Origin of the sequence: Atopobium sp. (genome assembly GCF_034113385.1) — a bacterium.
Classification (GTDB): Bacteria; Actinomycetota; Coriobacteriia; order Coriobacteriales; family Atopobiaceae; genus Atopobium.
On record NZ_JAXEXL010000008.1, the window covers coordinates 44,197 to 57,284 of the forward strand.

At 48.1% G+C, this 13,088-nt stretch carries 10 protein-coding genes and 1 other RNA gene; all 11 read right to left on the reverse strand.

Annotated features, from left to right (window positions below):
* Window positions 1-932: 932 nt before the first annotated feature.
* Window positions 933-1,296, reverse strand: a transfer-messenger RNA (tmRNA) gene (gene ssrA / locus SPD80_RS01635).
* 110 nt (window positions 1,297-1,406) lie between these two features.
* Window positions 1,407-2,093 (reverse strand): YoaK family protein, encoded by a 687-nt coding sequence (locus SPD80_RS01640; RefSeq protein WP_320828184.1) that lies wholly within the window; start codon window positions 2,091-2,093, stop codon window positions 1,407-1,409.
* Between the two features lie 39 nt (window positions 2,094-2,132).
* A complete protein-coding gene (locus tag SPD80_RS01645) occupies window positions 2,133-2,273 on the reverse strand; it encodes a rubredoxin-like domain-containing protein (RefSeq protein ID WP_320605619.1) in 141 nt (46 codons plus the stop codon).
* A 159-nt stretch (window positions 2,274-2,432) separates the two neighbouring features.
* Entirely contained in the window at window positions 2,433-2,906 is a 474-nt protein-coding gene (gene smpB, locus SPD80_RS01650; protein WP_320605621.1) for an SsrA-binding protein SmpB, read from the reverse strand.
* Complete coding sequence (locus SPD80_RS01655; RefSeq protein ID WP_320828186.1) at window positions 2,899-3,819, reverse strand: hypothetical protein; 921 nt, start codon at window positions 3,817-3,819, stop codon at window positions 2,899-2,901. Before SPD80_RS01655 ends, smpB begins: the two co-directional genes overlap by 8 nt.
* Before the next feature lie 56 nt (window positions 3,820-3,875).
* Window positions 3,876-5,891, reverse strand: a complete 2,016-nt coding sequence (locus SPD80_RS01660; protein WP_320828188.1) for a VacB/RNase II family 3'-5' exoribonuclease — start codon at window positions 5,889-5,891, stop codon at window positions 3,876-3,878.
* A 96-nt stretch (window positions 5,892-5,987) separates the two neighbouring features.
* On the reverse strand, window positions 5,988-6,911 hold the full coding sequence (ftsX, locus tag SPD80_RS01665; protein WP_320828191.1) for a permease-like cell division protein FtsX: 924 nt from the start codon (window positions 6,909-6,911) through the stop codon (window positions 5,988-5,990).
* Window positions 6,898-8,007, reverse strand: a complete 1,110-nt coding sequence (gene ftsE, locus SPD80_RS01670) for a cell division ATP-binding protein FtsE (RefSeq protein WP_320828193.1) — start codon at window positions 8,005-8,007, stop codon at window positions 6,898-6,900. The genes ftsX and ftsE overlap by 14 nt, the downstream gene beginning before the upstream one ends.
* Window positions 8,008-8,144: 137 nt before the next feature.
* Window positions 8,145-9,023, reverse strand: coding sequence for a YitT family protein (locus SPD80_RS01675; RefSeq protein ID WP_320828194.1), 879 nt, complete (start codon window positions 9,021-9,023; stop codon window positions 8,145-8,147).
* A 43-nt stretch (window positions 9,024-9,066) separates the two neighbouring features.
* Complete coding sequence (gene prfB / locus SPD80_RS01680) at window positions 9,067-10,200, reverse strand: peptide chain release factor 2 (protein WP_320828196.1); 1,134 nt, start codon at window positions 10,198-10,200, stop codon at window positions 9,067-9,069.
* Window positions 10,200-12,962: a preprotein translocase subunit SecA gene (secA, locus tag SPD80_RS01685; RefSeq protein ID WP_320828197.1), complete on the reverse strand. Its 2,763-nt coding sequence runs from the start codon at window positions 12,960-12,962 to the stop codon at window positions 10,200-10,202. Before secA ends, prfB begins: the two co-directional genes overlap by 1 nt.
* Window positions 12,963-13,088: the final 126 nt, after the last annotated feature.

Here is a 13,088-nt window from a genome sequence, read left to right on the forward strand (position 1 = left end):
TCTTTTTAGAAACCCTAAAATATCTTTAAATTAAACGTAAAAATACTCTTTTATACCTGCAGTTAAAGCTGGTATGTTAGTCCCCGTGATTATAACTAAAAACATACGGATGTACAGGGAACTATTCAGAAAAATTCTCTATACGTGCTTAGTAAACCTAAACTGAGTCAAAGCTGAACAATATGCATAAAACTAAGAACATTTTGCATATCAAGTAGTTCTAGCATTAAGAAATGATTGCTTTGAACGTCTCTATTTGAGTACCTCGCTCTTGCTGCACACAAAGCAAGTAGCAGCTATCCACTTACGTTTACCCCACTCAAAATTACTGTAATGTAGGTCGCACATACTAAACCTAAAATTGCGATTACTACAATCCAGCTTTGCTTATATAGTTTACCGAGCACTCCGATTCCGATAGGAAATAGGAAAAGGGATACGTATATATATGCGGGAAATGAAATAGCCTGTCTAATAAAAGGAAGGCAAAGAACCATCTGCAATATCACTATGCCGCTAAAAAAGATATTGACAGCTTTTTGATATGTTTCTGGTAAATGAACTTTCATTATGCAGCGACACCTTCAAAGGTTCCATGAAATACTAGATAGACGCTTTCTATCTTTGTTATAGAACTTGTAATATATTCCAGCCAAATATTAATTTTTGAACGGTAGTATTTTTTGCTTTAACGGCATAGTTTCATCTGCTAAAGCCTATTAATCCCGTAAGAATATATGAGATTCTATAAGTGCCAATACCAGTTGGCGCTTTTTGTATCTTTTGGATGCGTCGTGTCATTATTAATTTTAATAATGACACGACGCACTCAGAACCCATCAAACTACCTCAAACTAGCTACGTTACATCACTAAAAGCAATCCAAAAAAAGCGTCTACCAGCTAAAATGCTAGTAGACGCTCTAAATTACATGGTGGAGGCGCAGAGAATCGAACTCTGGTCCAAAGCACTTCCCTGGCAGGTGTCTCCAAGCTCAGTTACTGGTTACATCTCAAATGAACTACACCCAGTGACCCGCGTGTTCATTCCAGCTGGTTTGGTCTTAACCTGCAGCATACCAACTACATCTGCAGGAGCATCTTCCTAACATGACGTCGCGCTAAAAACGGAAGCAATCCTTAGTTTGACGGCTACTTTTAAATTAAGCAGCGAGGGCGTAAGAGCCCTGATAAGAGTTGTTGTCAATTCAATTTGACGGTACCCCTGTTTAACGTGGCGAGGAGACCACGGCTTGCTGCCCACCTCAGAACTACCTTGTCGAAGCCAGTCGCCCCCAAAGAAGGGACCAATGACCACCATTTTCAAAGTACACACGTACTGACGTAAAGTCATAAGTCCGTGCACACAGTATACCCTTTATCTGGTGTTAATTCTTTACATTTTCTTTAACTGCAGTTTTGGCTGCCCATCATACGCGGACGCTTATTTACCAACAAAATGATAAGTGCACCCGCAAGCAATGCAGGGCTTACCCAAATGGTATGAACGCCCAAGATTGGAATGAGTTTGCTGCCAAGAATAGCGCCTGAAACAAAGCATGCAATGACACCGTAATACAACAGCATGCCCTCAAGTGCTTGGCGTTTTTTAGTGGTAAGAAACGTTACCAGCTCATGTGTACCAGATCGTAAGTTGCCAATACACATGGTCGTAGCAAATGGACGACCATGTAACACGCGGAACGCCTGAACTTGAATACCGCAAGCAAAGGAAGTAATGCAATTGGCTAAAAGTGATTGACCTTCTGGAACAAATCCAACCATTACCAGCACGGCTATCTCAAAAACGACAGCCTCAATGTGCCAGGTAAAGTTCTCATGCTTCCAGGTAAGAGAAACAAAATGGATAAGACCAATACCAATAACAAAAGCAACAGCAGGCAAGATGTAATGAGAAGCGCGCGCAAATTCACCCGCAGCCATATACACGCCAAACAACAGAAGGTTTCCTGTTTGTGCATTGGCAAACACATGACCGCGCACCAAATAGGAGTACGCATCCATAAGTCCGCCAGACAACGCTAAAAAGATAGCAAGTTCAATGGACTCTACTGTGTTTTGCGCACGCCTCAAAACAATCCTTAGCTACAATCAAAATCGATACGACTTAAATTAGTCCTCTACCAGCTCAAACATATCGGGACCAACGCCACACTCAGGACATACATAATCCTCAGGAAGCTCAGGGGTGTTTACGGTTACCTCGTAGCCACAAACGGTGCAACGAAAGGTATAAGTCTGCTCGTCTGCCATGATTTTCTCCTTCTTACAAGAGCCCTCTCCTCTAGGGCTTATGACTCTAGTATATCCATGCAACAGAAGACGCATGCTCATCATTTTAGAATCAGCACTATTTGTACGTATATGTTGTTTGTTAGGTAACGTTTACTTCCGCAGTTAGACGCCTATACCCTACTCATAGCGGTTGCGCTCTTTAAGGGCACGCGCAATCTCGCGGTCAGTATCGCGCTTAGCCATATCCGCGCGTTTATCGTACAGTTTTTTACCCACGCCCAAACCTATAAGCAGCTTTACACGGTTATTCTCGTCAAAGTACAGCTCCAATGGAATAAGAGCTGTACCTTTAGCGCGCAACTTGCCATCAAGATAGTCAATCTGGCGGCGATGCAACAGAAGCTGACGTTTGCGATTAGGGTCTACATTCCATACATTACCGTGACTGTAGGGATGTATATGCACACCATGTAACCAACACTGCCCAGCACGAATAAGGCAAAACGAATCTGTAATTTGGCACGCACGCTCACGCAAACTGCGGACTTCAGTGCCACACAAGACTAGGCCTGCTTCAAAGGTTTCCTCGATAGCATATTCATAGTGAGCTGAACGATTCTTTGCAATGGTCTTTTTTTCACGCTTAGGCATGGGCTTCTCCATCCTTAAAGCCAGCAGAGTTGCCAACAGATGTGCCATCTATATCATTTGTGGAACCAGCGCTGTCCGCGGTGTCTGCATCAGATTGATGAATGAGTTCAATAAGCGTGGCGGCTGCGGGAGCGCCGATAAGATCGCGCGCACGAACCGTAAGTGTGGTAGCTAAGTTGGTATGGCCAGTTGCAGCAGCATCGGAAGCTACCATAAGCATACTCACGGCAATCTCTGCATTAGCGCCCTCGGGTAAACCTTCTTGTTCCAGCAGGTCACGAGCCTGCTCATCCGTAATGCTATCTGGGTCTGCATCGGTACCAGCCGCTATAGCAAGCGCATTTTCTAGAGCAGCGGAAGGCATGGCGAGCCTGCGAGCACACCTTAAGCATGCTGCTTGTGCCTTTGGACTATTGGTGCTCTCAAAAAAGCCAGCAAAATTAAGGTAAGCGCGCACCAGATGATTGGCATCACTTGCTCGTGCAAAACATGAGTAGGTCAACGCCAGGTACTCATTTATATCTCCGTTAGTCTTATATACATCTGCCAAGTTAAGGCGGTGGCTACAATCCATGGGGTTCCAACGAACCGCCTGCTTAAGTGCTTCAGTTGCACGCGCATAGTCACCTTCGTGCACACAAGCCATAGCAAGGTCAGAATACATGCGGTCCAATGGCTCGTCCATCTCACGAAGTTCACGAGGATCATGTTCTACGCGGCGATACGCCAAGCGCTCAAACAGCGTGGGAAAACTAAAGTACTGCACATCATCAGTGGTTTTACAGTTGCGATCAACGTACTCTTCTGCATCCTCCGCCAGACGGGACAACAAAGCATCCGCCTGCTCATACTTGCCCTCGACGAGAAGACCTTCTGCTCGCAGGAGCTCATCTATCATGCGTGTTTGGCTCATAAGAGCTCCTTTCATAGTGTCCAAGGTTGCCGCACTCACTTGCCGCACCCACTATATTACCCAAGCTGGTCTTTGGGTATGAGCTTCAAATCAATTTGTCCATGTGCGACAGTAACGCCATGGACCTGCACCGCAACACGACTACCAGGACGCAACACCGTTCCCGAAGCTTCTCCTGTAAGCGACATATGCGCTTCATCAAATACAAACCACTCATCGCCCAATAGCTTCATGGGAATGAGACCATCAGCATACGTTGCATCCAGCATAACAAACGCACCAAAACGCTCGCAGCCTGTGATTGTTGCCATGGTTTTCTCGCCAATGCGCTGCTCGTAATACTGTGCCATCTTTATTCGCTGAGAAGCCCGTGCCGCTGCATCGGCGGTACGTTCTTTTTCTGAGCAGGTACGACACAGCTGAGGCAACATATCTACCTCAAAGGTTTTTCCAACAAGTAACGCTTTAAGCGCACGATGCACCAGTACATCTGGATATCGGCGAATAGGCGAAGTAAAGTGACAGTACGCCGTAGCACCTAACGCATAGTGTCCTTGATTGTGGGGGCCATACACTGCTTTGGACTGCGCGCGCAGCAACAGCGAGCTTACCAGATACTCCTGGGGAGTTCCCGCCACATCGTGCAGCACCTGCTGAATTGCGTACGGGTCCCCCGCACAAACCAAATCTCCCAATGCGCCTTTTGCAATGCCCAGTTCGCGCAAGATAGCCACAGCACCAAGCAGCGCATCTGCTTGCGGCGCCTCATGCACGCGATAGGCACACGCTCGTTTTGCTTCATCCAGCGTATGTGCCACGCACTCATTTGCAAGCAACATTGCCTCTTCTACCAAAGACGTTGCATCCGTTTTTTGACGCACACTCACACCAATTGGTTGGTTATATTCATCAAGCACTACGCGCGATTCTATGGACTCAAAATCAATAGAACCACGCTGAGCACGAATTCGCTGTCTTTGATGAGAAAGGCGATTAAGCGTGTGCAGGGTTTTCTCAATAGCGCAAGCCACATCAGGAGCGCAGGGCAACTCCGAGGCAGGCAGTGTTCCTGCCAGCAAGTCATTTGCCTGGTCATATGTCAAACGCGCACGAGAACGAATCACTGAAGGGAATGCCCTCCAAGAAACAACCTCACCCGTTTTACTCAAACGAATAAGCACAGTCATGGCAAGCCGATCTTGCTGAGGCATGAGCGAACAAGCATCATTAGAAAGCTCGGGCGGAAGCATGGGGATAACACGATCTGCTAAATAAACCGAACAGGTGCGCTGCCGCGCCTCCAGATCTAATGAGGAATCCCAGGGCACATAGTGACTTACATCCGCAATATGAACGCCCAGTTCTACCTGGCCATTGTCCAGTTCACAAACGGAAATGGCATCGTCATAATCACGAGCGTCGGTAGGATCAATGGTTACGCATATAAGGTCGCGTGCATCTTGACGGATCTTCTCGGTAGCTAGTGCTTGCTTAACGTCCACCGTAACAGCACGCGCCTCTTTGAGCGCAGCTTCTGGAAACGCAACGGCTAACCCATACGACGCTACCACGGACTCCATATCCAAATCCAGCTCCGTTGCTGAGCCCAGTCGCTTGGTAATGGTTACAATGCCAGGCTCACTACGCGTGGGATAGCTGATAATGCGCGCGGACACAATATCGCCCTCGGACACTGCATGCTTGCGAGCTGAATGGTCGCTCGGCAGGATGAGAAAATCGCGTTGTATGCGCTCATCCAGAGGAACCACTACGCCCAGAGGCGCCATATCCGCATAGCTGCCCAAAAAGGTAAGGGTACCGCGCTGGATAACTGACTGAACGTATGCCTGATCATCCGCCGGTCCTTTGTGGATAACAGAGAAGCTTACCAGGTCACCATCCATGCCCTCTCGCAAGCCACGACGTGCCACGGTAAAGGTGCCTTCATCACTCACAATATGAGCAACGCCAGGACGCAAAACCTGTAACGTCCCCTGCAAGGTAGGACGCAGCTTACGCTTGGTATAGCTTGGCTGTCTGCGTCCATAACGCTTCTTTTTGCCTCGACCCACAAGACTCCCTTCAAGCCTGTTCAAAAAACGCCGCACCTACAAAGGTGCAGCGCTTTAGGATATTTATATGTTGGTACGCCCCGCCGTGCGTAGCAGCTAAACCTTGAGGTAACGGCGCATGGCAATAAGAGAACCAAACAGACCAATTACAATGCCAATGCCTAAAAGACCACCGTACACTTGCAACAAGACGGTATGAGACACCGTAAAGTTAAGGAATGACAAGTTAGACTCAAGGCGTGGCACCACATAGGAAAGCACCACTTGTAGTGCACCAATTGCCAAAACAGCACCCAGCAAAGCCTCAAGCACGCCTTCCGTTAAGAACGGCCCGCGAATAAACCCGTTGGACGCACCTACCAGACGTTCAATTGCAATCTCACGACGACGTGCGGTAATTGCCAAGCGAATCGTGTTGTTAATAAAGACAAATGCCACAAATACCAACAGGCCTACCAGCACCAAGGTGATAATGCGAATGTAATTTGTTACCGAGAAAAGCTTCTCGACGGTGCCTTGTCCGTACACAACGGCATTCTCAGCTTTTTTATCGTCAGCAATAGCTGCAAAATCAGCATCTCCAATGAGCTTATCGGCAGTTGCCTTAACCTGCTTTGGATCATCCAACTTAATTACAAGCGATGCAGGAACGGGATTTGTACCGTCAAGTGCAGCTACTGCGGCCTCGGCATTTTTATTGGACATGGTCTCCTTGTACTCTTGGAGAGCCTGCTCCTTGCTTTTGTAATCCACGGAAGCAACGTTATCCCAACCAGAGATTTTGGTTTTAAGAGCGTCAACAGCAGTGTCTTCTGCGGTATCTGCTAAAAATGCTTGGATAGTTACCTTATCCTCTACGTTGCCCACCATGTTTGACAGCATAAACGAGCCAAGTGCAAACAAGCCAATAACAAAGAGGGACAAGAAAATTGTTACCACGGCGCCAAATACCGTAGACCAGTTACGACGAAAGTGGCTGCCGGCCTCACGCAGCGAATATCCAATGTTAGATAGACCCATAGTAACCGTAGCCTCCCCTCTCCTGATCACGAACAATATGGCCACCCTCAAGAGCAATAACACGCTTACGCATGGAATCAACCATTTCACGGTCATGCGTTGCCATCAAGACGGTGGTGCCCGTACGGTTAATACGCTCAAGCAGCTTCATGATGCCCAATGAAATTGCAGGGTCAAGATTACCAGTTGGCTCGTCACATACCAGCAGTGGTGGGCGATTAACCATGGCGCGGGCAACAGAAACGCGCTGCTGCTCACCACCGGAAAGCTGATCAGGATAGCTGTCCATCTTGTCACCCAGACCTACAAGGCGCAATACCTCGGGAACCTGTGCTCGAATAACCGAACGAGGTTTACCAATGCACTCCAAAGCAAACGCAACGTTTTCATACGTAGTTTTACCAGGGAGCAATTTAAAGTCTTGGAATACGCAGCCAATTTGACGGCGCAAATACGGGACTTTCCAGTTGCGCATGTTGGTAAGATCCTGACCAGCAACAATAACCTGACCAGAACTTGCCTTAAGTTCACGGGTAAGCAGGCGCAAAAACGTAGACTTACCAGAACCAGAATGTCCAACCAAGAATACAAACTCGCCTGCATATACGTCCAGGCTTACATCTTGCAAAGCTGGTTTATTGGGCTGAGCATCATATACCTTGGAAACATTGCGCAAAGAAATGACGGGCTTGGAAGAGCGCGGCATAGATGGCTCTACCGGCTCATTGCTTGACGTGATGGGTGCAAAAGCCGTAGTAAAACCTTCGGTGGTGGCAATGCGCTGGGCTTCTTTGATGGCCTCAGATTGATCGGAGTTTGCTGCCGATGCATCTGGTGCGCCGTCCGAAAAACTCGGCACGTTAGCTGCGCTGGGTACATGAGCTGCGTCTGATGCAGGTATAGTGTTGTTAGGAATAACGATGTTCGGTACGTCCTCAGAGGTAGAAGACGTAGGAACCTGATGAGTAGCCTGTGGTGCAGAGCTAGTTACGTGTGCTGCGTCCACAGCCGCGATGTCAGGAACCGCGGACGAGGTTGGAACAGCTGCTCCGGCTACGTCATCTCGTCGCTCGTCGCTGACGAAATGGTTTGCCACAAGAGCTCCTTACTGCGTTTAAGGTACAGATACGTATGCTATTCTACCAAAGCCATCGTGAGCTTATACAACCACCACGTTGTCTGCAGAGAAAACCTACGGGGAGCACAGAGCACTTTGCAGTATTTTGCAAAGAATTACTTCACCCCAAGTTCCGAAAAGCCCTCACCAAATGCCTCGTATACCTCAGAAATAACCACCACGGCTTCGGAATCTATATCTTCCACGATGGATTTCAAAAAGTTAACTTCTCCACGGCTAAGCACTACAAACAGCATGGGCTTACTGTTGCCAGACCACACGCCACGTGCCTGGATTTCCGTGCAGCCGCGCTTCATTTCATACATGACAGCGTTGGCAATACGCTCGTGTTTCTCGGAAATGATGTACGCAGCACGCGTAGTAGAAGGGCCGTCCACCACATAGTCCAACACGCGACAACAAATAAACATACAGATAACTGCATACAAAGCATTGCTGAGCGAGAAAACCGGAATGGATGCCACAATAACTATGAGGTCAATAGCAATTGATGCCGTACCCACCGAGAAGGAACTGTGGCTTGCAATAATTTGCGCAATGATGTCTGTGCCACCCGTGTTGCCACCAGAACGGAACACCAAGCCCAAGCCAATACCCGCAATAACACCGCCCCAGATGGATGCTAACAGCAAGTCACCGCTGCTCAAAACCGGAAGGACAGGAGCAAGAGCATCCAACGCAATGCTGGAGCATACAATTCCTGCAATGGTACGAGCCAAATAACGCTTACCGCCAGTGCGCACTACAGGAATGAGCAAAAAGGCATTAGCCAAAAGTGTTTGGGCGCCAACGGGAATCTCTAGTCCCACCTGTGCACCCAGTGCATGAATAATGGTTGCTACACCTGTTATGCCACCAGCAGCCAGACCATTAGGTACTTGGAAGCAGTCAATTCCCACGGCAAAAAATAAGGAGCCCACAATAATTAAAAATGCATCGCGAATATCGCCGCGGTGAATAATATGACGCTTCATTGTGCCTCCCTTATATTGCATGAATCAAATGAATGGTTCTATTTTATCCAATATCTGTAATACCAGAGTTTGGTTTACCAGCTGCTACCCAACGATGATATCCAATAATAAACTCATCAAGTTCGCCATTTTCCAAAATGGCGTTTACTTTCCCCGTTTCTACACTTGTTCTCAAATCTTTAACCATTTGATAGGGGTACAACACATAGCTGCGAATTTGATTGCCAAAAGAAATATCATGCTTGGGGCCACGCAACTCATCCAGCTCTGCCTCGCGCTCTGCCTTTTTTAGCTCATACAAACGGCTACGCAAGATTTGCATGGCAAAAGCCTTGTTTTGCAATTGGCTCCGTTCATTTTGGCACGTAACTACAATGCCTGTTGGTAAATGCGTAATGCGCACCGCAGAGTCCGTGGTATTAACACCCTGCCCACCATGCCCAGATGCATGGTATACATCAATGCGCAGGTCATTAGGGTCAATCTGCACGTCCACATCTGCGGGCAAGACTGGAATAACCTCTACGCCAGCAAACGAGGTCTGGCGACGCTTCTTGTCATCTGTCGGAGAAATGCGCACCAAACGATGCACACCCTGCTCTGCCCTGAGCATGCCGTAAGCGTTTTCCCCAGCAACAGTAAAGGTTGCACGATCAATGCCAATCACTTCAGCAGTAGGTGCATCATTGATGGTGACCTTCCACCCACGTAACGCACAGTATTTCAGATACATATGGAACAGCATATCGGCCCAATCCTGAGCCTCAAGTCCACCCTGGCCTGGCGTTACGGTAACAATGGCATCACCATGATCAAACTCCTCGGTAAACCAACTTGCCAGTTCAAGTTCTGTAAGCTGCGCCTCGAGTTTCTCGATAAGGTCAGACGCTTCCACCCTAAAGGCTTCATCTGCTGTCTCATCCGCAAGCTGCAAAGCAACCTGAGCATCTTCCAACCAGGTTTTGATATCTGCCACACGAGCAATGGTCTGCTTGGCGCGCGTGAGCTTCTCCATGGTCACGCGTGCAGCTGCTGCATCGTTCCAAAAATCAGCGGCCGAGCTCACACATTCGAGCTCGGCAACCGTTTGCTGCAAAGTATCTATGTGCAAAAACACCTGCGCATGAGCCAGACGTTCCTCTAGCTCATGCAGCAGAGACGGTGTTACTTCAACCATTAACGATTCCTACCGTGGCAATTCTTGAATTTCTTACCGCTTCCGCAAGGGCAGGGGTCATTGCGACCAACACCTGCATACGGGTCGCTTTCGGATTTAATATACGTGCGAGGCTTGTCCTGGCCAGCTACCACCTGCTTACCAGCAGCGTTTAGAGTGGCATGCGGATTTTTGACACGTGCTAGGCCCATAGCAGAACTAGAGCCCTGATCACCATCAACCTCTGCAGGACCAGAATACGTTGCATTGGACAGACCATCATCCACCGGATCGGTGGGTGCAACAGCAAGCTCCATACGCAAAACGGTGCGAATGAAGTCCTCATACATGGTGCTTACCAACTCGGAAAATGCCTGATATGCCTCGCTACGATACTCCATCAAAGGATCGCGCTGACCAAAGCCACGCAGGCCAATACCTGTCTTAAGATAGTCCATTTCCTGCAGATAAGCCATCCAGCGGGTGTCAATAACACGCAGCATAACCTGAGTTGCAAGAGCACTCATAATGTCATCACCAATGCGCTTTGCCTTATTGGTATAGGCGCTAAAGACAAACTCAGAAACCGTTTCCACAATTTCCTGGCTATCCATAGAGGTAGAAATCTTGGGCAAGTCTTGTTCTTCTATGCCCGTAAGTTCTTCAAGCCACTTAAGAAGACCTTCGATGTCCCAATCCTCTGCAGACACAGCAGCCGAGCAGTAATTTTGCACTTCTCGCTCGACGGTATCGTAGGTAACTTCCTCAACATGATCCGTTAAATCTTTGCCGTCCAGAATCTTGTTGCGCTCCTCATAGATTACCTGACGCTGCTTATTCATAACGTCATCGTAATCCAGAACGTTCTTACGCATAGAGAAGTTGATTTCCTCAACCTTGCGCTGAGCACCTTCCACAGCCTTAGAGACAGACTTGGACTGAATGGGCTCATCGGAAGGCATTTCCGCACGCTCCATCCACTCCGCAATCTTGTCCATACGGTCGCCACCAAACAAGCGCATCAAATCGTCTTGGAGTGAAAGGTAAAATTGAGTCTCTCCGGGGTCACCCTGACGGCCAGAACGTCCACGAAGCTGATTATCAATACGACGACTTTCATGGCGCTCGGTACCAATAACGCACAAACCACCAGCATCCTTTACATGCTCGCGCTCTGTTGCGCAAATCTCGCGCGCCTTTTCCAAAGCAGCTGCCTTCTGCTCATCTGTAGCTTCCTCTAGATTAAGGCCTTGCTCCAAAAGAAGATCATCTGCCAAGAACTGAGGATTGCCACCGAGCAAAATATCTGTACCACGACCAGCCATGTTAGTTGCAATAGTTACCGCACCTTCGCGACCAGCTTGTGCAACAATGGCGGCCTCACGCTCATGAAACTTAGCGTTTAGTACGTTATGAGCAATGCCTCGTTTATTGAGCAAACGAGACAAGCGCTCAGAGTTCTCAATGGAAACCGTACCAACCAAGACGGGCTGGCCAGATTTATGGCGCTCAATTACATCCTGTGCAACCGCATTGAACTTATCGTCAATAGTGCGATACACCAAGTCAACGTTGTCAATACGAGCAACAGGCCTGTTGGGTGGTATTGCCTGAACAGGCAGGTTATAAATCTCACGGAACTCCGCATCCTCAGTCATGGCAGTACCGGTCATGCCAGAGAGCTTCTTGTACAGACGGAAGTAATTTTGCAGCGTAATAGTGGCAAGCGTCTGATTTTCTTCGCGTACGTATACGCCTTCCTTGGCCTCAATTGCCTGGTGCAGACCTTCCGAATAGCGACGACCTTCCATAATGCGGCCAGTAAACTCGTCAACAATTTTGACTTCACCATCTGTAACAACATACTGCTGATCACGATGGAACATATACTGCGCCTTAAGTGCCTGCTGCAGATGGTTGACGAGCTGACCAGAAATATCAGCATACAAATCATCAATTCCAAGCGCACGTTCTACCTTCTTAAGGCCCTGCTCAGTAGTGGCAATGGTGTGCTTAGCCTCATCCATCTCAAAATCTTCTTCGGGGATAAGACCACGAACCGCGCGCGCAAAATCCTTGTATGTACTTGCAGATTTAGAACCAGCACCAGAAATAATAAGTGGTGTACGAGCTTCATCAATCAAGATGGAGTCAACCTCGTCCACGATAGTAAAGTTATGTCCACGCTGAACACGCATGCTTGCGCGCGTAACCATGTTATCACGCAGATAGTCAAAACCAAACTCGGAGTTAGTGCCATACGTTACATCTGCCTGATATGCAGGTTTCTTAAGCATGAGAGGCATGCCATTTTGCAGCAAGCCAACATTCATACCCATATAGTGATACAGCTGACCCATCCATTCGCTATCGCGCTTGGCTAGGTAGTCATTAACGGTAACAATATGAACACCGTTACCAGAAATTGCATTGAGATAGCCCGCCAGCGTCGAAACAAGCGTTTTGCCTTCACCTGTTTTCATCTCGGCAATCATGCCACGATGTAACGCTGCGCCACCAATAAGCTGGACAGGAAAGTGACGCATACCCAACACGCGACCAGATGCCTCACGAACCGCAGCAAATGCCTCGGGCATCATGTCATCTAAAGGCTCACCCTTTGCGTAGCGCTCACGAAACTCAGCAGTTTTACCCTTGAGCTCATCTTCGCTCAAAGCTGCAAACTGCTCATTTAAATCTTCGACGCGCGCCGCAACCTTCTCGAATTCCTTGAGTTCCTTATCGGAACCGATTGAAAGTAGTTTAGAAAAGAAACCTGGCATGTTACTTCCTTGCCTGCATACAACTTATAGATAATGCTTTGCACATAATTCTTCAATCTGTAACTTTATCAATCCTAAGACAAAGCCTTGTGCAAGATAGGACCCATCACCATAAATACGCAGACT